Source organism: Ignavibacteria bacterium, assembly GCA_036262055.1.
GTDB lineage: Bacteria > Bacteroidota > Ignavibacteria > Tepidaquicellales > Tepidaquicellaceae > DATAJP01.
This window is the reverse complement of the sequence record DATAJP010000003.1, coordinates 609317-633728: the sequence shown is the minus strand read 5'-3', so window position 1 is coordinate 633728 and position 24412 is coordinate 609317. Positions and strand designations below refer to the sequence as shown.

The 24412-nt window shown below is 34.4% G+C and carries 24 protein-coding genes; 14 read left to right on the top strand and 10 right to left on the bottom strand.

Translation table 11 applies throughout. From position 1 onward, the window contains the following. Positions 1–81 precede the first annotated feature (81 nt). Positions 82–342: a heavy metal-binding domain-containing protein gene (locus tag VHP32_09895; protein HEX2788207.1), complete on the top strand. Its 261-nt coding sequence runs from the start codon at positions 82–84 to the stop codon at positions 340–342. 31 nt (positions 343–373) lie between these two features. Continuing rightward, on the top strand, positions 374–706 hold the full coding sequence (locus VHP32_09890; GenBank protein ID HEX2788206.1) for a YbjQ family protein: 333 nt from the start codon (positions 374–376) through the stop codon (positions 704–706). A gap of 56 nt (positions 707–762) precedes the next feature. Here VHP32_09890 and VHP32_09885 read toward each other — a convergent pair whose 3' ends face one another. Further along, positions 763–1809 carry a PA0069 family radical SAM protein gene (locus tag VHP32_09885; GenBank protein HEX2788205.1) on the bottom strand — a complete coding sequence of 349 codons (1047 nt, stop codon included), beginning with the start codon at positions 1807–1809 and terminating at the stop codon, positions 763–765. Positions 1810–2129: 320 nt separating this feature from the next. Between VHP32_09885 and VHP32_09880 the strand changes: the two genes are divergently transcribed. The 9 genes from VHP32_09880 (at position 2130) to VHP32_09840 (ending at position 9294) form a co-directional block, all read left to right on the top strand. Continuing rightward, positions 2130–2396, top strand: a complete 267-nt coding sequence (locus VHP32_09880; protein HEX2788204.1) for an AtpZ/AtpI family protein — start codon at positions 2130–2132, stop codon at positions 2394–2396. Between the two features lie 2 nt (positions 2397–2398). After that, entirely contained in the window at positions 2399–2803 is a 405-nt protein-coding gene (locus VHP32_09875) for a hypothetical protein (protein ID HEX2788203.1), read from the top strand. A 9-nt stretch (positions 2804–2812) separates the two neighbouring features. Continuing rightward, positions 2813–3724 (top strand): F0F1 ATP synthase subunit A, encoded by a 912-nt coding sequence (atpB, locus tag VHP32_09870; protein HEX2788202.1) that lies wholly within the window; start codon positions 2813–2815, stop codon positions 3722–3724. A gap of 78 nt (positions 3725–3802) precedes the next feature. Further along, on the top strand, positions 3803–4024 hold the full coding sequence (atpE, locus tag VHP32_09865; GenBank protein HEX2788201.1) for an ATP synthase F0 subunit C: 222 nt from the start codon (positions 3803–3805) through the stop codon (positions 4022–4024). A gap of 76 nt (positions 4025–4100) precedes the next feature. Next, the gene (gene atpF, locus VHP32_09860) at positions 4101–4610 is read left to right on the top strand and encodes a F0F1 ATP synthase subunit B (GenBank protein HEX2788200.1); all 510 of its coding nucleotides are present in this window, start codon (positions 4101–4103) and stop codon (positions 4608–4610) included. A 5-nt stretch (positions 4611–4615) separates the two neighbouring features. Next, positions 4616–5167, top strand: a complete 552-nt coding sequence (atpH, locus tag VHP32_09855) for an ATP synthase F1 subunit delta (protein HEX2788199.1) — start codon at positions 4616–4618, stop codon at positions 5165–5167. 20 nt (positions 5168–5187) lie between these two features. Continuing rightward, complete coding sequence (atpA, locus tag VHP32_09850; protein HEX2788198.1) at positions 5188–6708, top strand: F0F1 ATP synthase subunit alpha; 1521 nt, start codon at positions 5188–5190, stop codon at positions 6706–6708. Between the two features lie 67 nt (positions 6709–6775). Continuing rightward, the gene (gene atpG, locus VHP32_09845) at positions 6776–7636 is read left to right on the top strand and encodes an ATP synthase F1 subunit gamma (GenBank protein ID HEX2788197.1); all 861 of its coding nucleotides are present in this window, start codon (positions 6776–6778) and stop codon (positions 7634–7636) included. Positions 7637–7731: 95 nt separating this feature from the next. After that, complete coding sequence (locus VHP32_09840; protein HEX2788196.1) at positions 7732–9294, top strand: NFACT RNA binding domain-containing protein; 1563 nt, start codon at positions 7732–7734, stop codon at positions 9292–9294. On the opposite strand, the gene VHP32_09835 is transcribed toward VHP32_09840, so the two are convergent. Genes VHP32_09835 through VHP32_09815 form a run of 5 tightly spaced genes read right to left on the bottom strand, consistent with a single transcriptional unit; the run spans position 9291 to position 14405 of the window. Further along, positions 9291–10505, bottom strand: coding sequence for a hypothetical protein (locus VHP32_09835; protein HEX2788195.1), 1215 nt, complete (start codon positions 10503–10505; stop codon positions 9291–9293). The genes VHP32_09840 and VHP32_09835 overlap by 4 nt on opposite strands. An 11-nt stretch (positions 10506–10516) precedes the next feature. Continuing rightward, the gene (locus VHP32_09830; GenBank protein ID HEX2788194.1) at positions 10517–11299 is read right to left on the bottom strand and encodes a hypothetical protein; all 783 of its coding nucleotides are present in this window, start codon (positions 11297–11299) and stop codon (positions 10517–10519) included. Then, positions 11296–12795: a cellulose synthase family protein gene (locus VHP32_09825; protein HEX2788193.1), complete on the bottom strand. Its 1500-nt coding sequence runs from the start codon at positions 12793–12795 to the stop codon at positions 11296–11298. Before VHP32_09825 ends, VHP32_09830 begins: the two co-directional genes overlap by 4 nt. A 10-nt stretch (positions 12796–12805) precedes the next feature. Beyond that, the gene (gene lptE / locus VHP32_09820) at positions 12806–13321 is read right to left on the bottom strand and encodes an LPS assembly lipoprotein LptE (protein HEX2788192.1); all 516 of its coding nucleotides are present in this window, start codon (positions 13319–13321) and stop codon (positions 12806–12808) included. Continuing rightward, complete coding sequence (locus VHP32_09815; protein HEX2788191.1) at positions 13299–14405, bottom strand: sigma-54 dependent transcriptional regulator; 1107 nt, start codon at positions 14403–14405, stop codon at positions 13299–13301. The genes lptE and VHP32_09815 overlap by 23 nt, the downstream gene beginning before the upstream one ends. 127 nt (positions 14406–14532) lie before the next feature. Between VHP32_09815 and VHP32_09810 the strand changes: the two genes are divergently transcribed. The 3 genes from VHP32_09810 to VHP32_09800 are packed head-to-tail and all read left to right on the top strand — an operon-like array spanning position 14533 to position 17819. Further along, entirely contained in the window at positions 14533–16131 is a 1599-nt protein-coding gene (locus VHP32_09810) for a hypothetical protein (GenBank protein HEX2788190.1), read from the top strand. Then, positions 16118–17056, top strand: a complete 939-nt coding sequence (locus tag VHP32_09805) for an NAD-dependent epimerase/dehydratase family protein (protein ID HEX2788189.1) — start codon at positions 16118–16120, stop codon at positions 17054–17056. The genes VHP32_09810 and VHP32_09805 overlap by 14 nt, the downstream gene beginning before the upstream one ends. A gap of 10 nt (positions 17057–17066) precedes the next feature. Beyond that, positions 17067–17819, top strand: a complete 753-nt coding sequence (locus tag VHP32_09800) for a glycosyltransferase family 2 protein (protein ID HEX2788188.1) — start codon at positions 17067–17069, stop codon at positions 17817–17819. Between the two features lie 93 nt (positions 17820–17912). Here the strand turns inward: VHP32_09800 and VHP32_09795 are convergent, their stop codons facing one another. The 4 genes from VHP32_09795 to VHP32_09780 form a co-directional block, all read right to left on the bottom strand. Beyond that, a complete protein-coding gene (locus tag VHP32_09795) occupies positions 17913–18620 on the bottom strand; it encodes a class I SAM-dependent methyltransferase (GenBank protein ID HEX2788187.1) in 708 nt (235 codons plus the stop codon). Position 18621: 1 nt separating this feature from the next. Further along, positions 18622–19413 (bottom strand): dihydropteroate synthase, encoded by a 792-nt coding sequence (folP, locus tag VHP32_09790; protein ID HEX2788186.1) that lies wholly within the window; start codon positions 19411–19413, stop codon positions 18622–18624. Positions 19414–19476: 63 nt separating this feature from the next. Further along, the gene (metG, locus tag VHP32_09785; protein HEX2788185.1) at positions 19477–21498 is read right to left on the bottom strand and encodes a methionine--tRNA ligase; all 2022 of its coding nucleotides are present in this window, start codon (positions 21496–21498) and stop codon (positions 19477–19479) included. A gap of 41 nt (positions 21499–21539) precedes the next feature. Beyond that, the gene (locus VHP32_09780) at positions 21540–24401 is read right to left on the bottom strand and encodes a PD-(D/E)XK nuclease family protein (protein HEX2788184.1); all 2862 of its coding nucleotides are present in this window, start codon (positions 24399–24401) and stop codon (positions 21540–21542) included. Positions 24402–24412 lie beyond the last annotated feature (11 nt).

Here is a 24412-nt window from a genome sequence, read left to right as displayed (position 1 = left end):
CAAAAGTAAAAAGTAAAAAAGCAAAAATTAAATGGGGCGAAAGCCCCATTTGTTTATAAATGAATTTTAAAATATTGAATTATGGATTCAAAATTTATAACTACGACTCCTGATTTTCACGGGTATAAAATCACCCGCTATCTTGGGATGGCGTGCGGATATGGAAATGGCTGGGGAAAATTCGGAACAAGTTCATATGACGAGGCATTTCATCAAATGATTAATTATGCAGAACAGCTCGGAGCCAACGCAATTGTCGGCTTGAAAGTTACCATAGATAACCCGGGTCTGACCTCACAATTTTTCGTTTATGGAACTGCTGTGATTGTAGAAGCTTTATAAAAAAATTTAAAAAACAATTTATAAAATAATTATGGATACAAGATTTATTACAACGGCGTTTGAGCTTCCGGGATGCAGGATTTCACATAATCTGGGAATAGTGAGAGGTATCACAGTGCGCTCAAGAAATTTCTTTGCTAACATCGGCGCAGGTTTCCAGACTCTTGTCGGTGGTAACATAACTTTATATACCGAGCTTTGCGAACACGCCAGACAGGAAGCTTATGAAATTATGATCAAGCATGCCGAACAGCTTGGCGCAAACGGGATTATCGGGATGAGATATGATGCGAATGAAGTTATGTCAGGCGTTACGGAAGTTCTTGCATATGGAACAGCGGTAGTGCTGGTGTCATCTCAATGATTTATTCATGAATGTGTAGAGACGCAAAATTTTGCGTCTCTACTAAGTGAGCATATTTAAAACAAATCCATCTGGTCGGGGTTGCGGATGAATAAATCTGTTCTAAGCGGACTTCGTTCCTGATTGAGCTTATATTTTTTTACGTTCAGATAAAAAATCTGGTTTATTGTTTCCGCCCATTGTCCGCTGCCTCTGAATCTTTCATGAAACTCCGAGTTATAAAGTTTTCCGCTCATTAAGCTTTTTATGCGGTTTAAGATTTTATCTTTTCTGTCGGGAAAATTTTTTATTACCCAATCGACAAATAAATCTTTGTTCTTGTAGGGCAGGCGGAGAATTACTTTTCCGACGCTTTTTGCTCCTGCTTCGGCTGCAGCTTTCATAATCTCGGGAATTTGTTTATCATTAATGCCCGGAACAATGGGAGCGATATTCACTCCCACCCTTATTCCTCTTTTCGCAAGTGTTTCCACTGTTTTTAATCTTCGTTCGGGACGAGATGTGCGCGGCTCCATTATGGCGGTTAAATTTCTGTCGAGTGTTGTGATTGAAATCGTTACGCTGACTAACTCAAGCTTGGCAAGTTCTTCAAGTAAGTCAAGGTCACGTTCGATTAAAGAATTTTTTGTTATCATTCCCAAAGGGTTTCTGAATTTTAAAAAAACTTCAAGTAGTCTTCTTGTGATTTGGAATTTTCTTTCACCCGGCTGGTAGCAATCTGTATTACCTGAAACAATAACGACCTGCGGCTGCCAGGATTCTTTGCGAAAAGTTTTTTCAAGCAAGGTTGCAGCGTCAGGTTTGTACATTATCTTGGTTTCGAAATCAACTCCCTGATTGAATCCCCAGTATTCGTGTGTGGGTCTTGCGTAACAATAAATGCATCCGTGCTCACAACCTTTGTATGGATTAATGCTGTACCCAAATCCCAAATCGGGACTGTCGTTTTGTGATAAAACATTTTTTGAATGCTCACGGATAAAAGTTGTTTCAATTCTTTTATCAAGTTCATCGGGAAACTGCTCGTAGTAATCCATGTCTTTGATTACTTCAGTTGTTTCAAACCTGTTGCCCGGGGCTAAGTCTGTTCCTCGTCCTTTCATAAATTTTCTCCTTAAAATTTTAATAATTTATACCCATAATAATTTATGGTATAAAATTATGAGAAGCAAGATATATTTTATTTTCAAGAATGGGATTCCCGCGTGACCCATAGGGTACCTCGCGGGAATGACTTCTTATGAAATAATATTTTTTCTCACTCTTACTCATTCCTTGAATTGATTTTATAAAGCATTTTTGGTATTTTTATGTTTGTCTGTTTATGGGTATAAATTCTGACAAACTGAAGGATAACGGTTCTTCTAAGAGCCAATCCCCAAGCAGTTCTCAAGGAAATTCAGACAATTCGAAAGAGAGTTCTTTGAAAAAATTTCTTGTCAGTCCGTTAATAAAATCGGACTCAAAAGCATTGCAATATTCGGGATTAGGAATCCAGTTAGCAGGTACAATTCTGGTGTTTCTCTTTATTGGTGTCTGGCTTGACGGTGAGTTCGGGACAAAGTTCATCTGGACTTTGGTTCTGACATTTGTCGGTTTTGCCGGAGGGTTTTATAGCTTCATTCTGACTATAAACAAGCTCACGAAGGAAGAGGACGCAAAGAAAACAGAAAAGAAATATATTAAGTAAGTATGATGACGATTCAGGAAAAGGCGAAGTTTAACAAGTTTATAATCTGGATATTAGTACTTGGAGTTGGTATCAGTCTTATTTCAGGATTGATTGTTAACTATTACAGTAAAACATTTCCGACAGCAGATATACTTGTATCATTCATTGTTGCTACGGTAAATGTTCTTGCGGGGGCTTTCGTAATTGTCCGGGTTCTGCATAAATCAAACAAAGCATTTTTTATTTACATGCTGTTGAGCGTTGGCGTCCGGATGTTCGTTATTATGACTGTGTTTATTGTATGCTTGCTGGTTTTTAAATTTAGTCCTGTATATTTTACAATCACTTTTTTTGCTTTATATTTTTCATATTTGATACTCGAGTTATTTTTTATTATCAAGTTTAAGGAAACAACTAATATTTAATCTAAAGATTTGAAGCCTTTTCACTTTTCTTTTAAATCAAATTCCATTCGTTTTTTAATTACTGCTCTATTCTGTTTTATTTTATTTTCATCAACTGCGCTTGCATCCGATGCACCGACAGAAGATGAAGGTAAGGTTGACATAATAGATAAAGTAGTTGACCACCATTATGTGGATTTTTATTTTCTGGGTAAACTTCCTTTGCCGCATTTTGCTCCCGTAACAATCGGCGGCATTACTTTCGATTTTTCGATTACGAAGAGTTTGTTCATGATGATGTTATCAAGCTTGCTTCTTGTCATTGTTTTAAGCGCAGCAGCATCGTCGAACACAAAGAATAGGGTGCCTAAGAAACTGGGCAACATGATTGAAACACTCATCGTGTTTGTCCGTGATGAGATTGTCGTTCCGAGCATGGGACAATCAGGCGTTAAGATGCTCCCGTTTTTTCTGACAATATTTTTCTTTATTCTTTTTGCCAATCTGTTCGGTTTGTTTCCTTTCATGGCGCAGCCGACAAAGAACATTAACGTAACAGCGGCGCTTGCATTAATAGTATTCTTCACCGTTCAGGCAAAAGGCATAAAGCAAAACGGATTTATAGGATACTTCAAAGGGCTTGTTCCTCATGGAATTCCGGTATTCGTTCTTCCGATTATGATTATCATTGAGTTCATCGGATTGTTCATTAAACCGTTCTCTCTCATGATCAGGTTGTTTGCGAATATCACAGCGGGTTCTATTATAGTTTTATCATTGATTGGATTGATTTTCATTATGGGTTATGCAGGAATAGTTATTGCTGTTCCGTTTACATTATTCATTTACATACTTGAACTTTTCGTAGCAGTTTTACAAGCATATATTTTTACGATGCTCGCGGTCTTATATGTCAATATGGCAGAGCATCAGGAACATTAATTTTTACGAACCCTAAATGGTTCGGCTACATTTTAATAGTAATAAAAAAAACAAAACCTTAAAAGGAGAATTAATTAAATGGACTTAGCATATTTAGGAGCCGGTCTCGGAGCCGGATTAACAGTAATCGGAGCAGGTATCGGTATCGGTAAGCTTGCTGCATCAGCTTTAGAAGCTATCGGAAGACAGCCGGAGGCAATGGGCGGTATCAGAACTTCGATGATTATTGCCGCAGCTCTTGTTGAAGGTGTTGCGCTTTTCGGATTGGTTATCTGTATATTGCTTGCTATTAAAGCGTAAGCTTAATTTTAAATTTTAAATATTTTTTAAAATGATACATTATTTGATAGCTTATTCAAGTAATATCCTGCTATTGATGGCACCGGAAGAGAAACCGTCTTTGCTTTCTGCAAATCCGGGACTTATCATCTGGACTATTATCATCTTCACGCTGCTCTTGCTTCTGCTTAAGAAAATTGCGTGGGGTCCGTTGATTAAAGCATTAAACGACAGAGAGAACACGATTCAGAATGCAATTGAGAACGCTGAGAATCTTAACAAGGAAGCTCAGAGACTGATTGAAGAGAATAAGAAAAATCTTGCTGAAGCAAATGCGCAGTCAATGAAAATCATCGGTGAAGCAAAGGATATGGCAAACAAGCTAAGAGACGAAATAATCTCGAAAGCTAACGATGATTCAAGGAAAGTTATTGACCAGGCGAAAAAAGAAATTGAACAGCAAAAGGAATCTGCTCTCAATGATTTGAAAGATAAGATTTCTGATATTGCAATTAATGCTGCGGAGAAAATTATTTCAGAAACGCTTGATAAAGATAAGCAGAAAAAGTTAATAAAAGATTTTTTAACCCAGGTTCCTAAAAACTAAGAAATATGTTTCAAAAGATAGCACGCAGATATTCTAATGCTTTATACGGAGATGCCTTAGCAACCAAGAAACTTGATAAAATTTCTTCAGATGCTGCAGTTATTCTCGATGCGGTGAACAATTCGAGAGAGCTTGAGCTTTTCTTCAAGAGCCAGATTATAGATAAAACAAAAAAAGAAGAAATCGTTAAAGCTATTTTCGGCAAAAAAGTTGATTCTTTAAGTCTTAACTTTTTACTTTTGCTTATTGAAAGGGGACGGGAAGAGTTTGTAAAGGAAATTCTTGACGATTATCAGAATCTCGAAAACCAGAAGAACGGGATAGTGAAAGTTGAGATAACTACTGCGGTTGAACTTTCAAAAGACGAACAAGAGTCTTTGAGGAAAAAAATAGATGAATATACCGGCTTAAAGAGCAAAGCTGTTTATAAACTGGATAGGGGTCTTATCGGCGGTTTTGTTGTGAAGATTACAGATGTGATTCTGGATGCGAGTATTAAAAGGCAATTGGAGCTGTTGAAAAAGAAATTTAAAGAAGGCGAATTAATTTTAAACTAAAGAAAATTAAATTTTAAGTTATGGCTGAAGTTAAATCAGATGAAGTATCCTCGATACTTCTGAAACAATTATCAGGATTTGAAAGAGAGCTCGACATTTATGAAGTCGGAACTGTGCTTTATGTCGGTGACGGTGTAGCGAGAGTTTATGGTCTTTCAAACTGTATGGCGAGTGAGCTTATAGAGTTTCCAAACGGAGTGGTTGGAATTGCTCTTAACCTTGAAGAAGATAACGTCGGATGTATTTTGTTCGGTGAATCGTCATTGGTAAAAGAAGGTGACCTTGTTAAGAGAACAGGAAAGATTGCATCAATGCCTGTCGGTGAAGCGATGCTTGGAAGAGTTATAAATCCGCTTGGACAGCCAATCGACGGTAAAGGTGAAATCAAAACCGATAAGTTTTTACCAATCGAAAGAAAAGCTCTTGGTGTTATTCAAAGACAGCCGGTTACCGAGCCGCTGCAGACAGGTTTGAAATCTGTTGATGCGATGATTCCGATTGGCAGAGGTCAAAGAGAGCTTATAATCGGTGACAGACAGACAGGTAAAACTGCTGTTGCTATCGATGCCATCATCAATCAAAAAGGAAAAGGCGTTTATTGTATATATGTTGCTATTGGTCAGAAAGGTTCGACAGTAGCACAGGTATTAAAAAGCTTACAGGATGCAGGTGCAATGGAATATACTACGATTGTTTCAGCAACCGCTTCCGACCCTGCACCTATGCAGTTCATTGCTCCTTACTCAGGTGCAACTTTGGGCGAGTATTTTAGAGACAACGGAAAACATGCATTGGTTGTTTATGATGATTTGTCAAAACAAGCAGCTGCATACAGAGAAGTTTCTCTTCTTTTAAGAAGACCTCCGGGACGTGAAGCATACCCGGGTGACGTATTTTATTTGCACTCACGTTTGCTTGAGAGAGCATCTAAGCTTTCGGATGATTTGGGCGGCGGAAGCTTAACAGCGCTTCCGATTATCGAGACAAAAGCAGGTGACGTATCGGCATATATTCCGACAAACGTAATTTCGATTACTGACGGTCAGATTTATCTTGAGCCGAATCTTTTCAACGCAGGTGTCCGTCCCGCTATCAACGTAGGTATTTCTGTATCCCGTGTGGGCGGTAACGCACAGATTAAAGCGATGAAAAAGATTGCAGGTACCTTGAGACTTGAGCTTGCTCAGTATCGTGAGCTTGAAGCTTTTGCAAAGTTCGGTTCTGATTTGGATAAAGCTACACTTCAGCAGTTAAGAAGAGGTGAGAGACTTGTTGAGATTTTGAAACAGAAACAGTATTCACCGATGCCTGTTGAACAGCAGGTTGCAATTATTTATGCAACAACAAAAGGTTATCTGGATGAATTACCTGTAAGCTCAGTAAAAAAATATGAAGCTGATTTATTGACTCAATTGACAAGCATGAACCAGGATATATTGACAGAAATAGCTGAGAAGAAAGTGATGAGTGATGAAACCGAGAAGAGATTAAATGATGTATTAAAAGAGTTCACTGAAAGATTTAAAACTACAGTTCAATAAAAACAAGGCAGTCGTTACTGTCAGAAATAATAGGACAGTCAAACTGTCCAAAAATTGATTTAAGAATTTGGCAACTTTAAAAGAAATAAAAGTCAGGATAGGCGCTGTAAAGAATACGCAGAAGATTACTAAAGCTATGCGTATGGTTGCGGCAGCAAAATTAAGAAGAGCTCAGGACAGAATGATTTCTGCAAGACCTTATGCAAGAAAGATAAACGAATTATTGACTCATCTTGTTTCTGCTTCTGAAACGGTTAAAAATCCTTTAATGGAAAGAAGAGAGGGAGCAACTTTAGTTGTTGTTGTAACTTCAGATAGAGGATTATGCGGTTCGTTTAACACTAATCTTTTGAAGGTTGCCGGAAACCATATAAAGCGTCTTGGTGCAGGAACTAAAGTTGTATGTGTAGGCAAGAAAGGATTTGATTTTTTTAAGAGCAGAAACGTTGATTTATATGAAAAATATCTTGGTGTTTTCAACAATCTTAATGTTGAAGCATCAAATGAAATCGTGAATAGAATAGTAGATGGGTATATGAAAAGGGAGTATGGCAAAGTTGAAATAATTTATAATGAATTTAAATCCGTTGTGAAACAAGAAATAAGAATTGAACAGTTTTTGCCGATAGTAAGCAAAGATACCGACGGTAAAAAAGCTAAGAATTTATATTATATTTATGAGCCGGATATGGAAAGTATTCTGAATACACTTATTCCACGCCAGCTTAAAATTCAGTTCTGGAAAGCACTTTTGGAATCAAATGCCTCGGAGCAAGGTGCAAGAATGACTGCTATGGAAACGGCTTCGCGAAATGCAACTGATCTAATTAAATCACTTGAGATAGAATATAACAGGGCACGTCAGGAAGCGATTACGAAGGAAATCCTCGAAATCGTCGGCGGTGCTGAAGCTCTTAAAGAAGCATAATTTTTAACTTTAGAGTTCATTCTTTTATAAATATAGTTTTACTAAATTAAACCAACTCATTATCAGGGTTGGTTTTTTTGTTTTATAAAGATTTTATGAAGGTAAATAATTATTACATAATAAAAGAAACTGCAAAATTTTTTGACAAAGAAATCACAGGGTGCATTATCGATGAAATAATTACTCAGGAGAAGAATATTCTTAATCTGATTTTAAGAAACGATGTCGAACAGAAAATTCTTGAATTCAGCATCGAGAAAAATTATGAATATCTGATTTTAAAAGATAGTTTTGGCAAAGCCAGGAAGAATGTGCTGAGTTTATTTCCTGAGATTTCAGGCAAAATAATTGATAAGGTTTCATTGTATGGTGATGATAGAGTTGTTTCTTTTAAACTGAATGACAATTATGAAATTTTATTTTCATTCATTACAAACAGTGCAAATTGCTTTATTGTTTTAGATAATAAAGTGATTGATGCTTTAAAGAATGCCAAGATTTATACAGGCAAGCATATTGAAGAGTTATTCCCCAGACCAGATACAATTGCTGAACCAAAAACTATTCAAGATTTTATTTTTGCAAAGTACTTTAAATACGGTAAAGAAATAATAAGCTATGTATCGAGAAATTATGATTTGAGTTTGGAGCTTAATGCAAAAGTGCAGAAATCAGTTGATGATAGGTTTTCGAATATAGAGAATGAATTGCGAAAACCTGGTTACTCTTTGTTGAAGGGCAAGCAATATTCAGTTTCATTATTAAGCACAAAATATTTTCAGGGAGATATAATAAAAGAATATGATAATATAAATGAGCTTATCACCGATTACATCAGGAAAAATAAATCTTTTGTAAATGTTTCTGCCATAAAAGAACAAAAGCTTAAAAATCTGAACAAAAAAATTGCGGAGAAGGAAAGAAAGATTGATAATCTGAAGATGCAGTTGTTTAATTGCGAGAATTCAGAACAGTTAATGCAGTTTGGGAATATTATTTTAGCAAATCTCGATAAGATTAAAGCAGGGGATAAGCTGATTGAAATTGATAATCTGAAAATAAAACTGAAAGAGGATAAAACACCCGTTGAGAACTCACAGATATATTTTGAAAAGTATAAAAATCAGAAAAATAATATTTCTTTTCTGAAAGCAAAAATTAAATCGACTGAAAGTGAGTTAAAAGAATTAAAGGATGAATACGAAAAAGCAAAGTTAACTGAAGACTTTAAGGATATAAAGAAAATGGATAAAGAAAATAAACGAGCTGACGAAAAAGATGAAACAAGCAGATTGAGGAAATTTAAACTGAATGAAAGTTATGAGGTTTGGGTGGGTAAGGACAGTGTTTCGAATGATTTGCTGACTATGAAGTTTTCGGGACCTGAAGATTTGTGGTTTCACGTACGGGGTGCAAGCGGTTCTCATACTGTTTTGAAACGTGCAAACAAAAAAGAATCACCTGATAAAAAAATGGTTGAAATGGCGGCGAGCATTGCTGCATATTACAGCAAAGCAAGAGCAGGAAGAAATATTCCTGTGGCTTACTGCGAACGTAAATATGTGAAAAAGAAAAAAGGATTTAAAGCTGGGAGTGTGATAATGGAAAGAGAAAAAGTTATTTTTGTGAATCCGAAACTGCCGGAAACAACCCCCTAACCCCCTTTACTAAGATGGAATTTAGCTTTCTTATACTGAAGCCAATTTGAAATATAGATTGCGTTCATTAATATTAGCAAATAATCAAAAGGAAGGCGGAACCGTATTCTTGTAAAGAACACAGAGGTAACCAAAGCATTTAATACATAACATCCTAAAATAAAAATTTCCAGTTTGCTTAAAGGAAATCTTTTCCTGTCTATAATTCTTATAATTATCATTATTAAAATAAAATAGTAAGTTATAAACATTATAATGTCATAGTAAATGCTTTGCTGTTCTGTTGTTTTTAAATTATTTCTATAATTAAAATAATTCAGAAATTTAATAAAGTATAACTTTAGTGCTGCGAATGGATTATCTTTTATGAAAGTTAATGCAGCGGATTTCAACGCTGAGTCTCTTTCAACTTCGTTTTCTATTTTTGCAAACTTCCCTTCATCCATGTAATCAATATCTGCCACCGCATAAGGATTGTCATTTGCAAACTGGGAATTTCCGTAATAAAAATTAATACTCAGGTTGGTTGAGAATATAACAGGTTTTCCAAAAACAAAATAATTTCTCAAAAACCACGAACCGATTAATATTGAAGCAATAATAAAAACCCACTCCAAATATTTTTGTTTTAAAGAAAATCTTGTAAATAATAAATAAAATAGGAAAATAATAAGAAAAGTCGGAATTGATAAAATTAAAATTCCCCATAGTAATCCAATCACTACTGCCTTTTTAAAGTTCAAAACATCCTTAAAAGTCACATATAATATTACTAAAAGCAAAAGTGAAGCTAATGTCTGGGGATATAAAGTTCCTGCTGTGTAAAATAAAACCGGATACAAACAAATTAGAATTGCATATAAAGTGGGAGAAGTATTATAAGAATATTTTTTTGCGATTAACCCACCGGTAAAAATAGCAGCGAGATAAAATAAAAAATTGACGCATTTTATTAAATCAATATTGTCTGAGATTTTGAAGAATGCATATAAAACAAATGAAAATCCCGGTGGTTTTATTGCAGTTGGGACAAGATTATCGAGCGCATATACATTATGCTCAACAAGATTTTTTGTCAAATCATAATAAATTTGTTCATCTGTGAATTTGAATGGCTGTGAAGATTGAGAGAAGATGTAAAATAATCCGCACATAAGAATAGCTATAAGCAATCCATTGTATACTTTTTTATTTTCTAATAGGGATGCCAATATGTTACGATTTATTGAAACTCAGAATCTTTTATGAAGTTTCTTTCGAGAGCTATGAGTTTTTCTTCTATGCGCTTTTTATTGGGTGAACCTGCTCTGATAAGAAAATTATACGAATTAAATGCTTCTTTGAAGTTTCCTTGTTTGGCATAAATATCGGCGAGAGTTTCGGTAATTATTTTCATTTTTGACATTACATCATAATCGCTCGTTTCTTTAGGTTCAGTTTCCGACTCTGATTTAGAATCAGAATCTTTTTCAAGTTTTAATGCAGACAATTTGTCGAGAAACAAATCATATGTATTCATATCAAACTCTTCATTTGAATTGGGATTAAATTTATCGAGATTTATTCCATTAGTATCATCATTTGGTTCAGTGAAAGAAATATCTTTAACAATTTTCTTAATTTGTTTTTCAAAAGCTTTGTAATCGAGGGATTTATATAAATTACCGGAATAATAAATCCGTTCCTGGCTGGAAGTTTTTTTAAGAGTCGAAATTTTATTTATGAAAATCTGGTAAATGTCTGTCTTCAAAATTTTATTCTCAATTTTTTGTAGTTCCGTTTCAGCTTCACTGATATACTCAAGCTTTAATAACGCTTTAATCAAAAGTATTCTTGGAGTAATATAATCAGGCATCAACTCAATTCCTATTTTGCATATATTTATACACTCATCGAACTTGTTATTGAGATAAAAGATATTTGCTAAACGCAAAAAAGAAGGGGAGAAAAAATCTTCTTCGAGCTTTTCTTTTAAATTATTAATATGACTGTCGAGACTATTCAATTTTGCAAGCTTAATTTAGCAAGTTTATTGGACGTTACAACTTGTTTAATCGATAAAAAAGAAATTAAACCGAATCCAAGTGTAAACATCATCAGAAAGGGAATTGCGGCAATCTGCGCATTTGCAATGGCAATGACGACGCCTGCAAAGCAATATAGAGCGAGAAATGCTTCGATATAAACAATAAAGTTTAATTTCTTCGGCACATAAGTTTTTCCTTTCCAGGAGTCTTTTTCATTAGTGATTTTAAACTTAGGTGTGCGGACAAACTCACTTTTCTTATTTATTAAACCTTCAAACACGGCTTTGGTATTGTTTACGGAAAGCCCCATGCTTCCCGCCATGAATACAGGAAAATAAATAATTCTTTTTTGCCAATCAGTATATATGTCTTTCTGCGAGTATAAATAAAAAAGAAATGAGCTTATAAAAGCAAAAATGAAAATCGACATAAATTTAAAAACTTCATCATAATCTCCGGTTAGTTTAATCAATAAAACCGGTACCTGCAGAAGAGCGCATAAAAGTATGAACGGGTAAGCAATGTTGCTGCAAAGATGGACAAATGATTGAAACTTTAACTTTGCAGACATGTCGGATTTCAAAACTTTTGGGAAAATTTTCTTTGCTGTTTCAATTGCACCTTTAGTCCAGCGAAATTGTTGGGAGCGCAGTGAATTAATCTCCGCTGGAAGCTCTGCCGGTGAAGTGAAATTAACTAGATATTTGAAATTCCATCCTTTCATCTGCGCGCGATAAGACAGGTCAAGGTCTTCTGTCAATGTATCAGCTTCCCAGTTACCTGCATCGAATATGCATTCTTTGCGCCAGATGCCTGCGGTGCCGTTGAAGTTTATAAAAAATCCTGCGCGGTTGCGGACTGCCTGCTCGATTACAAAATGTCCATCAAGAGCAACTGCCTGCGTTTTGGTCAGTATTGAGTAATCACGGTTGAGGTGCTCCCATCTTGTTTGCACAAGACCAAGCTTTGGGTATTTATAAAAATAAGGAATGGTTCTTAATAAGAATTTTTTTCTGGGAATAAAATCGGCGTCAAAGATTGCAACGAACTCTCCCTTAGCAGTTTTCAATCCTTCTTTTAAAGCACCGGCTTTATAACCACTGCGGTCTTTTCTGTGAAGAAGTTTTATATCATATCCTTCGGCAATCAATGGCTTTATATGTTCTGCAATTATTTCAGTGGTGTCGTCGGTTGAATCATCGAGGATTTGAAATTCAATTTTATCCTTGGGGTATTCCATTCGTATCGCTGCATTGATTAATCTCAAAATAACATACCGCTCGTTGTAGAGAGGGAGCTGGATTGTTATTAAAGGAAATTCTTTAAGATCAAAATCTTCGGGATTCAAGTCTTCAGTCCGTTTGCGGAAAGTTCTGAAATAATGATAAATCATTGAGAAGCCGTGCGTGCTGAAAAAGAAAAGTATGGTAAGAGAGACTATGTAAACAATTAAAATTATGGATTCAATCTTCATTAATTGTGGCTTACCAGTTTGAGGTTAAGTCGTTCAATATATCCTGACATATTTTATTAGTTGCTTCGATAACGCCGGCATCGCGATTTGAAAACCCTGTGTTGTCTGAATTATATTCGCCGAAGTTCGAGAAAGTTTTATTCCAGATGCTTCTTTGTTTTTTAATATTCTGAAAATTCACATCAACTGTAATGGTAATTTTTCTTTTCGTAACAGTTTCATTTCCTGAAATTACCAAAGGGTCATCGGTTATGGTTTTTATTGTTCCGCTTACTAAACCGTCTGCTAAAGTTCTATCGGTCAATTGAAAAGTATTATCAGAAATAACAAGATTTTTCAGAGTTTCGGTAAACCTCTCTTTCACACCCGGTTGTGAAAACCCGCTAACATCCTCGAAAAGAGGAATATTAATGCTCTTTATTCCCTCAGGAGGGTTGTTGCCGCGAAAACCATAAACTCCGCACCCGCTGAAAAGAAACAAAAGCAATACCGGAATTAATAAATTAATCTTCGAAACGTATCTCATATTTTTTTACTTTGCGATAGACGCTTCTTAAAGATTGATTAAGGATTGCAGCAACTTTTTTTACGTCCCAGTTATTATTTCTGAGTAAATATTTCAAATATTCTTTTTCAAATTCATCGATGTTCATATGCATAACCTGTTCTTTGGGGATAATAAAATCATCTTCATTAAATGTGTTCTGAATTTTTGAAATCTCCTGCTTGTTCAGGAAATTTTTTACATCAATAATATCAGATTTTAATTCAATTAATGCACGTATAAAAAATTCCTTATCGTAATTATCTCCGGTTTTATTTACGAGAACCGGAAGAGCGGAATTGTATGTCTCAATATGAAGATGTTTCTTTACATCGTCCAAAGTTAATTTCTTGCCTGCATTTAAAACCAAAATACTTTCAACAAAATTTTTAAGCTCCCGTGCATTACCCGTCCAAACGTAATTCATAAGGAATTCCATTGCATCATCATTGATGCCGTTGAACGTTATGTTGTTATCTCTCGTAAATTGCTGAACGAAATAATAAAAAAGCAGTTTTATATCCTGTTTGCGCTCGCGAAGAGGAGGAATGTGAAGGTTAATCGATTTAAGACGGAAGTATAAATCTTCACGGAAGTTTTTATTCTGAACTTCTGACAGCAAATCTTTATTCGTTGCGGCGATTACACGGACATCGACTTTGATGTTTTTATTTCCACCAACGCGCATGAATTCTCCGTTTTCAAGAACTCGAAGAATCTTTACCTGAGTTTTCAAAGGCATATCACCTATTTCATCTAAAAAAATCGTTCCGCCATCTGCCATTTCAAAAAAACCTTCTCGGCTTTCAATTGCTCCCGTGAACGCTCCTTTCTGATGTCCAAATAATTCGCTTTCGATTATGCCTTCGGGTATTGCACCACAGTTAACTATTATGAGAGGTTTTGTTTTCCGTTTGCTTAAACTGTGAATTAAATTCGCGACAACTTCCTTACCTGTGCCGCTTTCTCCAGTAATTAAAACGCTGATATTTGTCGGCGCAACCTGCTTAATGGTTTCATTTAATTCTTTTATCTGAACCGAATCGCCTAATAACTTATAATTCATATACAAATATAACGTTTACCTTTGCGTTATTAAAGTTAATTAATAATGTTAATTACTTTGAAATTCACGTTTAATTGTGATATTTTTAGTGTTTGCACGATAATTTTAACGGCTACATTTATAAAATTTGAGTAAAACAAAAGCGAAAACCACTTCTCATATCCAAACGGATAAAACTATTCCTTTAGACAAAAACGAGTTACTGAATAAATATTTCTGGCTGGTCATTCCCATGTTTGCTGCCATTTATTTTATAATGAGCAAGTATTCAGTCGGATTTTATCAGGATGATGAGATTGCGCAGTATCTGAATATGGTGCAGTTCTGGAATGACCCGGGAGTGATTTTGGGGAACAATCCGAAACCGGGATATAAAATTTTTCTTGTTCTGCCTGCACTGATAAGTTATGATGCAGTGCTATTGGTCAATGCGTTAATTGCATCGGTAACGGTTTATATGACTTATCTTCTGATAAAAGCTTACGATATTAATTATGCTTTTTTCGGAGCAATACTTTTAGGATTGCAGCCGTTATTTTTTGATTTATCATTCAGATCGTATTCTGAAATTTTTACTGCGTTGTGTCTTGTATCTGTGCTGATGCTTTATCTGAGAAAGAATTTTGTGTTGAGCGCATTACTGATGGGATATGTATTTACAATCAGACAAGAACTTGCGTTATTAATCATTGTATTTTTTATTCTGTTCATTAAAGATAAAAAATTTATTGCTGCTATTTGCTTGGCGGTATTTCCGGTTTTATACAACCTATTAGGGTTTATAAAGACAGGTGATATATTGTTTGTGCTGACCGAGATGCAGAAAGTAGCAGGGTTGAATTACAAGTCGCAAGGATTGATGCATTACTTTGCTGTTTATATTTACATTGTCGGTCCTGTGAGCTTGACGTTATTTCTTTTGGGGTTTTTTGGATTTTTTCAGAATAAAAATAATTATTCGGCATACATAAAAAAATATTTGCTGCTGTATATTACATTCATCTCTATATTTGTTGTGCAGATGCTGACGATGATAAATGATGGACCAAACCCGGGGAACTGGCGTTATTTATTACATATTTCGCCTATTTGTGCGGTTTTTGCAACGCTTGGATTGAACAATCTTGTAATTGAAAATTTCAAAAAAATAGGAATAATCATTGCCGGAATTTTTGCTTTTATTGTGCTGATGTTCTTGTCTAAAGCAACGGATGGGTTTGTGCTGACTGATGAAAGCAGTTATTCAAATTTGTTGATAACTGTTGCTTTGATTGCATTAGCGTTCATGTTTTCAAATAAGTCAAAAGTAAAGTATCTGAATAATTTGTCATTGAGTTACCTTGTGTTGGCATTAATTTCTTTGCTGTTAATTTTTCAACCTAAAAAATTATCCGCTGAAAATGTTTCGGTCAAAGAAGTTTCTGAATTTATTAACACGCTGCCTGATGCAAAGTCAAAAAAGATTTTATCTAATCATTCAATTCTTCAATTTTATTCATCACAGTTAAAGTTTAATCCGAACAGTTTCAGTTCGATTAACAAAAAGAGCTTGGATGAACTGCCAAGCGGTTCCATAATCGTTTGGGAAAATCATTACGGATACAGACCTGAGTGGGGAAGTGACGTCAACATCGAAACATTCCAGAATAATCCTGATTATGTTTTGTTAAAACAATTTCCTGCTGCGGATAGAAGATTTATAGCATATGTCTTTGAAAAAAAATAAAAGGTGCATAATATACGGCGGCGGCGGATTTATCGGCTCACATCTTGCAGATGCGCTTATCGAGAAAGGGCATAGTGTTACTATTTTTGACAAGCTGAATTTTTCGAGAAATAATATTTCTCATTTAGGGAAAAAAGTTAAAATAATCGAAGGTGATTTTAATAACGAGATTGACATAAAAAATTCTTTAAAAAACATTGATTATGTTTTTCATCTTGTGAGCTCTACTTTACCCGCGAGTTCAAACACAAACCCGATTTATGATGCAGAGACTAACCTTGTTTCTTCCTTGCGCTTGCTTGAAGAGTGCGTTGCAAACAAAATTGAAAAAGTAATCTTTGTTTCTTCGGGAGGAACAGTTTACGGCGACCCGCAATATTTGCCTGTGAACGAAAATCATCCGCGTCATCCGATTGTTTCATATGCGATAATAAAAAATACGATTGAAGATTATTTGTTTATGTTCAACAAGCTTTACGGACTTGATTATACTGTCTTTCGTCTTGCAAACCCTTATGGAGAAAGGCAAAACCCGCTTGTTGCTCAGGGAGCTATTGCAGTTTTTTTGCATAAGATAATTCATAATCAGCAAATAGAAATCTGGGGAGACGGAAGCGTTATTCGTGATTATATTTACATTAAGGATGCTGTTGAGGCGATAGCAAAAGGAATCGATATTGATAATAAGCTTAAAATTTTTAATGTTGGTTCAGGCAAAGGGTACAGTCTGAAGCAATTACTGAACTTCATGAAAAAGATTTCAGGGAAAAAAATTAAAGTAAAATATGAAGAGGGAAGAGTCATTGATGTGCCGGTGAATATTCTCGATATCTCACTCATCAAAAAAGCTTATAACTGGAAACCTCAGACTTCAATTGAGACAGGAATAAAAAATACTTATAATTTTTTTGTGAATAATAGTTAATGTTTATTTGATGCAAAGCTCTCCAATCTTAGATACTTCAAAAATCTCCATTACTGCATTTTTCCCTGCGTATTATGATGAAGGAAATATCGGTAAAGTCGTTTCTAAAGCCGTTGAGGTTCTTGAATCATTGAAACTGAAAGACTATGAAGTGATTATCATCGAAGACGGAAGTCCTGACAAAACCGGGGAAGTTGCAGATGAGCTTGCTGTAAAATATGAGAAGGTCAAAGTAATCCATCATAAGAAAAATATGGGTTACGGCGCAACTCTAAAGGATGGTTTTTTAAATGCAAAAATGGATTATGTTTTTTATTCGGATGGTGACAATCAGTTTGACTTGGATGAGTTGAAAAAATTTGTTGCATTGATTCCGTTCACGGATATTATTGTGGGTTACAGAAAACACAAACAATACTCTCTCTACAGGAAATTTACATCGTTGTGTTATAATTATTTATTGAGATTGTTGTTTGATATTCATTACTGGGATATAGATTGCGCTTTTAAGCTTTTCAAAGCTGACCTTTTCAAAAAAATAAACATTGATTCGATCGATGCTTTTATTGATGCGGAGATTATGCTGAAAGCGAATTTGCTGGATTACCGTGTTACTGAAATGGGGGTTGAACATTTGCCTCGCCTTGATGGTATATCAACAGGAGCAAGACCTTCTGTTATAATTAGAACTATTAAAGAAGTGATGGAATTTAGGAAAGTGTATAAGAAAGAATTAGAGAAGAAGAAAATGTCTAAGTCTTAAAATTATTTTGTCACCCTGAACTTGTTTCTGAGTCAATGTAATGTATTTCTTTGATATTTTAGTTTGGATTCCAGCCTTCGCTGGAATGACAAATTAGTTTTTACTTGCCATAACGAAGTATTGACCACCCATCGGAATAAACCTCAAATAATTTTCCATAAATCTCAAGGACTTTAAAAAAGCAGGGAAGAAGAGTGTGTAATTCATTTTATCGAGCTTTAAGCCTGCATAAGAAATTAACTCCTTTGTTTCTTGCGGCTTTAACAAAATCGCATCTGCATCCCATACGCAGTCTTTTACGATTTTCAAAGTAACAGGGTTATAAGGATTGTGTTCAAATATGAACAACTTACCTTTGCTTTTTAAGAGCTTTGAAATATTTGTTATTGCTCCATGGCGCAAGGAAGGTTCGATGTGATGAAATACACAGGAGACAAAAATTAAATCAAATTTACCAGCGTTTTGATTTACAAACTCATCGCTTATTAAGTTAAACTTCACATCAGGGTTTTCTTTTTTTGCTATTTCCAGACTTTTTTCAGAAATATCACAAGCTTCGACATTTGCGTTAGGAAAATACTGCTTAAAAAATTTGACATTGCGACCTATACCGCAGCCGTATTCCAGAATATTTTTTGAAGGAGAGCTTAATAATTCTTCGACGAGCTTGATTTTGTATTCTGCAAAATAAGAATTTTCTTCACCGAAAAATTTTAAATCATCTTCGAGAGTTTTTTCATAAACATCAGCATATTGGTCAAAGTCAACTTTATCTGCTTTTTTTGCTTTCTCTATGGACATATCAAGCTGTTTTATATTTTATGTAGTCTGCAATTTTTACCGCACGTAAATTTTCTTTTATATCGTGAACCCGCAGGATATTTGCGCCGTTCATAATACCGATTGTATTTGCGGTAATAGTTCCTTCAAGACGTTCGTTCATTTCAACAGGAAAAATTTTATTCATAAAACTTTTTCTTGAAACACCAAGCAAAATGGGATGACCAAGTTTCTGAAAATAATTCAGATTTTTTAATAAGACCGTGTTATGTTCGAGTGACTTGCCGAAACCAATGCCGACATCGGTAATAATCTGCTTTACACCGGCATTCTTTGCAATGTTAATTGAATCATTTAAATAATCATAAACTTCTTTAATAACATTTTCATATTCGGGATTCTTCTGCATGTCTTTAGGCGTTCCTTTGATGTGCATCAAAATGCATGAAGCATTGTGTTTCGCAGTAATATCTGTCATTTTGTTATCAAACTTAAATCCGCTAATGTCATTTACAATCTCTGCACCGTTTTTTAAAGCTTCTTCTGCAACTTGGGATTTATATGTATCAATTGAAATGGGAATTCTAATTTTTTTTGAAAGCTCCGAAATTGCAGGAATGACACGATTTAATTCTTCATTAAGTGAAACCGTTTCAGCACCGGGACGGGTTGACTCACCGCCAATATCAATGAAATCCGCTCCATCTTTTTCCATTTGTATCGCGTCGGCAACAGCTTTTTCAGTTAAAGCGGTTTCGGAATAATATTTGCCGCCATCGGAAAATGAATCGGGAGTAATGTTGATCACGCCCATTAAAAAAGTCCGTTCGGAAAAATTATAAATAAAATTTCGGAATTTGTATATCAAGGTTTTAGATTAACTTACTTCAGCGCCGTCATCGATTTCATTATCAACGGTCACAATACGAAGCTTGCCGTCTTTCTTTGCTGCGAGAAGCATTCCCTCAGAATCGATTCCCATTAATTTCGACGGCTTCAAATTATCTACGATAACTATTGACTTACCGATAAGCTCTTCGGGGGTATAATGTTCTGAAATGCCTGAGACAATCTGCTTGGTTTTATCACCTGTTCTTACTTTCAGCTTAAGAAGTTTTTTGCTTTTAGGAACTTTCTCTGCTTCAATTATCTTGGCAATTTTTAATTCGGTTTTTTTGAAGTCATTTATATCGATGAGATTATCTTTTTGGTTAATAACGGGTTCTTTGTTTTCTTCTTGCACAGGTTTTTCAAGTTTAGGAAAAAGGATTTCATTCTCGCCGAGAGAATTTCCTGATATTAAATTTATTTCTCCGATTCTTTCCCAGCTGAAATATTTTTTATCTGTATTTAAAATATTAATAATTCTATCTGAAGTAAAAGGAAGTACGGTTGAAATCGCAATTGCAAGACTGTAGCTTATTTGCAGACAGTTATTTATTATGTGACCGCATTTGTCTTTATCTTCTCTGATAACTTTCCAGGGTTCGCTGTCGTTGAAATATTTATTTGCAAGGCGAGCCATGTTCATTGTTTCGGCTAATGCATCTTTGAAGCGATATTTTTCATAATGAGAAGAAATTAATTCAGCTTGTTTTTTAACTTCATTAAGAATCTCATCGTTTCCGTTTTCAATTCTGGCAGGAATTTTGTTATCGAATTTTGATTTTGCAAAAACAGACACACGGTTTATATAGTTGCCAAGAATATCGGAAAGCTCGGAATTGTTTTTGTTGTAAACATCATCCCAACTGAACTCAGAGTCTTTGTTTTCGGGCATGTTAGAAGCCATTGCATAGCGTATAACATCAGGATTAAATTCTTTAACGACATCTTTAACAAGCACACCGATGCCTTTGCTTTTTGAAAATTTTGCTCCGCTGATATTCAGATATTCATTTGCCGGAATGTTATCAGGCAGAACAAAATCACCGTGAGCCATCAACATAGACGGGAAAATGATTGCGTGAAAAATAACGTTGTCCTTGCCGAGAAAATGAATGAGCTTTGTATTTTTATCTAACCAATAGTCTTTCCATTTATCAGGTTCGTTTCTTTGTATGAACAAATCTTTAGTTGCAGAAATATATCCGACGGGAGCTTCAATCCATACATAAATTACTTTATTCTCATATCCCTGAACGGGAACAGGTATGCCCCATTTTAAGTCTCGTGTAACGGAACGGTCAACGAGTCCTGTTTTGAATAAACCTTTTGCGTAATTTACGACATTCGGCTTCCAGTCTTTTTTAGTATCAAGCCATTTTTGTAAATCATTTTGAAATTTTGTAAGCGGAAAATAAAAATTAGAAGTTTCCTTAACAATCGGAACATCACCTGAAATTTTTGAAACCGGATTTATCAATTGAAGCGGGTCTAAGCTGTTGCCGCAATTTTCGCATTGGTCGCCACGTGCGGCTTCGTATCCGCATATGGGGCAAGTTCCTTCAACAAACCTGTCGGCTAAGAATGTATCGAGCTTAATAGAGTAAAGTTGTTTTTCGGTCTTAGTATATAAAATGTTTTTGTCATAAAGATTCAGGAAAAAATCACGGGCGGTTTGTTTATGAATATCAAGCGAAGTTCTGGAATAAACATCGAACGAGATTCCAAAATCTTCGTAAGCTTTTTTATTTGCGGTATGGTATTTGTCGATAACTTCCTGAGGAGTGATATTTTCTTTTATCGCAGCCATTTCGATTGCGGTGCCGTATTCATCCGAGCCGCAGACATAAATAATATCATCACCTCTTAAACGGCGGTAACGCGCATAAATATCACCTGGTAAAATTGAACCGGCAATATGACCTAAATGTGTATCTCCATTGGCATAAGTAAGCGCTGAGGTTACAATATATTTTTGAGATTTTGGTTGTTCTTTTGATAATTCTTTGGACATATACAAAGATACCGAATTTGGATGAGTATATAAATGAATGGTTATTTCTCTTCGAGGCGATGACAGATTATTCTGAAGTCACAATACTTGCATCTTTTCATATCAGTTGCTTGTGTAAACGGTATTGATTTATCGAAAATGTTATTAAGAATAGTCGTAATATTTTCAGATGCATTTTTATAATCTTCATCTGAAAATTCCTCGCGTGAAATCACTGCTTCATTTGCAAAATATCTCATTGAATAAAATCCTGTTCTTAATGATTTTCCTTCGAGCAGTTTTTTTAACTCGTCGTCATTTTTTAGCAAATAGCTGTAAAACATCAATTGAAACTCAGTGGAATAATCAGGATTGGAATAAATTTCATCAGGTGTTTTTGAAATTTTTACTTCCCCTGTTTTATAATCGATTATTCGGACAATCTTATCGGTATAATCAATACGGTCGATTGCTCCTTTTAAGCTAATGGGTTTATCATAACCGGGAATTTTTACCGCTTGAATAATTTTTTTCTCAAGAGCATAGATTCTAAACGGAGCATGAGCAATGTCCATGTTGAGAATTTTATCGATGTAAAACTTTAGAGTTCTCTTTATAAGAATGAATCTTCCTTTGTGTTCAATGTTTTTAAATTTTTGAGTTAAAATTTTATTTATGAGATCATCGATCTTAGCTTTTAAAGAATTAATATAATCTTCCGTTACTTCAATGTTTTGTTCTTGTGCTTTGCTATATAGTTCCTGCATAGCATTGTGAAGCAAAGTTCCGAATAATCCTGCATCGACATCAAGCGCAAGTGTCTCGGGTTCTTCAAGCTCAATAATGCTTTTAAAATAAAATTGAAGAGGACAGTTTATATATTTATTTAAAGAAGTTGCTGAGAAATATTTTTTGTCTTCGTTGGTGTCAGGGTAATCAAAATCATATTTTTGCATGCCGGTTAAAATCGAGTCGGATTTTTCAACAGTAATTTCACCAGGCTCTACATATTTATCTTCAAAAATTGCGGATTCATTTTTAATGGTTATGTTTGAATTTCTTGAAAGCTCATATTCAATCTGATAAATATATCTGCTCTTTTCTTTGCTTTCGGATGATAAATCAGAATTATAAAGCAGGTTAATGTTTTTACTTTTTTGCATAAGCCGGTAAAAAAGATACGCGTAATTTTTCTCCATATCTTCAGGCAGAGTCATTCCGAATGCTTTGCGTAGATTATATGGGATTATGCTTTGATGTGATGGCATAGGTGGAAACTTGCCTTCATTTGCAGAAAGAATAATTACGTTTTCAAAATCTATAAGGCGGCTTTCAAATAATCCCATGATTTGCAGACCTTTCAGCGGTTCGCCTGTGAAAGGAACGGTTTCGTTATAAATAAGCTCGGTGATTAAATTTGCAAAAGCAGTATAATCCATTTCATATTGGTTCTTTTTCAAAATATCACCAAGGTTATTCAAACATAAAATTGTTTTATATAAAAATTCTATTTCAATAGAATTAATTTCATATTTTTTTAAATTGTTAATTATTTCCGTAAAAATGTTTTTTATTAAATTAACAATATCCGAAACAGATTTAATTTCTGCAAACAATAATTCAAAAATACTGAGGTCGACTTTAGATTTTGTAAAAAAAGATTTTACTTCATTATATGAAATATAGAATAGTTTATTTTTCGTAATATTAAATTTTATATTATATATTACTTCCGTATTTAAAAATTTAAAATAAGGTTGAAGAATGATTTTTTGAAAATCTTCGGTGTTAAAATGAATTATGCTATCGAAATATTTTTTATTTTTATGAAGAGATATAATATCGTTTATGAAACTTTTAACCGGGGTTAGATAAAGTGGATAGCTCATTGAGACGTTAAACTCTTTGCATGATTCAGGAAGGGAATTAAGAACTGGCATGAGCAAATTTTCATCAGAAAGAATTAAAACAGTTGAACCCGCATCATATTTTTTTTCATTGATAAGCTGAGATGCAAGTTTTGACTGTCCGGAATCAGACGCAACCGAGTAAACAGAAATATTTTTTGTGCCGGTTTCAAAGTTGTTGTCAATCCATTTTAAATTTTTACTGTTAAGTCTGAGTATATTAACATCTTTTTGTATGAACCCCCCTGCCTCGTGATTTTTAATGTTATCATTAGAATAGTAATATGAATCAGCATCAAAATAAAATTCGGCAATGTTTTTTTCTTTATAGTACCTAAATATCGCGAGTTCGGATTTAGTTAGATAATTAAATCCTGCAAAAATGATTTTTTCAAATTTATTTTCTAAGCCTGATTCTGAAATTTTATCAACAAAATTTCTATAAATCATTCCTTCATAACCAATATTTTTCGCTGTTAAACGGGCTTTGTATGAGTTATATAAATCATCAATTTTATTCCAGAATTCTTTGAAAAAATCATTTTTGGAATTAGAAAGATAATTGTCATAGTTTTTAAAAAATTCTTTCAGCGCTTCCTCATCTTCAAGCGGGTGAGTAAATTTGAAGTCAATTTCTTTGTAATTTTTAATTAATCCGAATAATCTTTCCGTATGAGTCAGAGCTTTATCGATATTATTGAAATCATTAATGAGCAGGTTTCCGAATGAATAAAATTTTTCAAAGACAAAATCTTTGCTGTAAATCTCTTTATATTGTTCAAACAATTCATATACAAGCACTAGATTATCGGCAAGAATTAAATCGGAATGAGATTCAATAAAATCCTGTATACTTAGAATATTGGGTGGAAAAAAATTCTTTTGAAGTATACCGGATAAATATTTTTTTAAATATAAACCTGCGCGTTTAGTAGGAAATACCACGCACAATTTATCGAAATCAGTTTTTTCGCTTACTATTTCGTTTGCTAATTTATATAAAAACTTATCCTGCATTGAATATTTTA

Coding starts and splice junctions, on each gene's coding strand:
- VHP32_09895 (HEX2788207.1), top strand. CDS start 82: ATGGATTCAAAATTTATAACTACGACTCCTGATTTTCACGGGTATAAA.
- VHP32_09890 (HEX2788206.1), top strand. CDS start 374: ATGGATACAAGATTTATTACAACGGCGTTTGAGCTTCCGGGATGCAGG.
- VHP32_09885 (HEX2788205.1), bottom strand. CDS start 1,809: ATGAAAGGACGAGGAACAGACTTAGCCCCGGGCAACAGGTTTGAAACA.
- VHP32_09875 (HEX2788203.1), top strand. CDS start 2,399: ATGATGACGATTCAGGAAAAGGCGAAGTTTAACAAGTTTATAATCTGG.
- atpE (HEX2788201.1), top strand. CDS start 3,803: ATGGACTTAGCATATTTAGGAGCCGGTCTCGGAGCCGGATTAACAGTA.
- atpF (HEX2788200.1), top strand. CDS start 4,101: ATGGCACCGGAAGAGAAACCGTCTTTGCTTTCTGCAAATCCGGGACTT.
- atpH (HEX2788199.1), top strand. CDS start 4,616: ATGTTTCAAAAGATAGCACGCAGATATTCTAATGCTTTATACGGAGAT.
- atpA (HEX2788198.1), top strand. CDS start 5,188: ATGGCTGAAGTTAAATCAGATGAAGTATCCTCGATACTTCTGAAACAA.
- VHP32_09840 (HEX2788196.1), top strand. CDS start 7,732: ATGAAGGTAAATAATTATTACATAATAAAAGAAACTGCAAAATTTTTT.
- VHP32_09825 (HEX2788193.1), bottom strand. CDS start 12,795: ATGAAGATTGAATCCATAATTTTAATTGTTTACATAGTCTCTCTTACC.
- lptE (HEX2788192.1), bottom strand. CDS start 13,321: ATGAGATACGTTTCGAAGATTAATTTATTAATTCCGGTATTGCTTTTG.
- VHP32_09815 (HEX2788191.1), bottom strand. CDS start 14,405: ATGAATTATAAGTTATTAGGCGATTCGGTTCAGATAAAAGAATTAAAT.
- VHP32_09800 (HEX2788188.1), top strand. CDS start 17,067: ATGCAAAGCTCTCCAATCTTAGATACTTCAAAAATCTCCATTACTGCA.
- VHP32_09795 (HEX2788187.1), bottom strand. CDS start 18,620: ATGTCCATAGAGAAAGCAAAAAAAGCAGATAAAGTTGACTTTGACCAA.
- folP (HEX2788186.1), bottom strand. CDS start 19,413: ATGGGCGTGATCAACATTACTCCCGATTCATTTTCCGATGGCGGCAAA.
- metG (HEX2788185.1), bottom strand. CDS start 21,498: ATGTCCAAAGAATTATCAAAAGAACAACCAAAATCTCAAAAATATATT.
- VHP32_09780 (HEX2788184.1), bottom strand. CDS start 24,401: ATGCAGGATAAGTTTTTATATAAATTAGCAAACGAAATAGTAAGCGAA.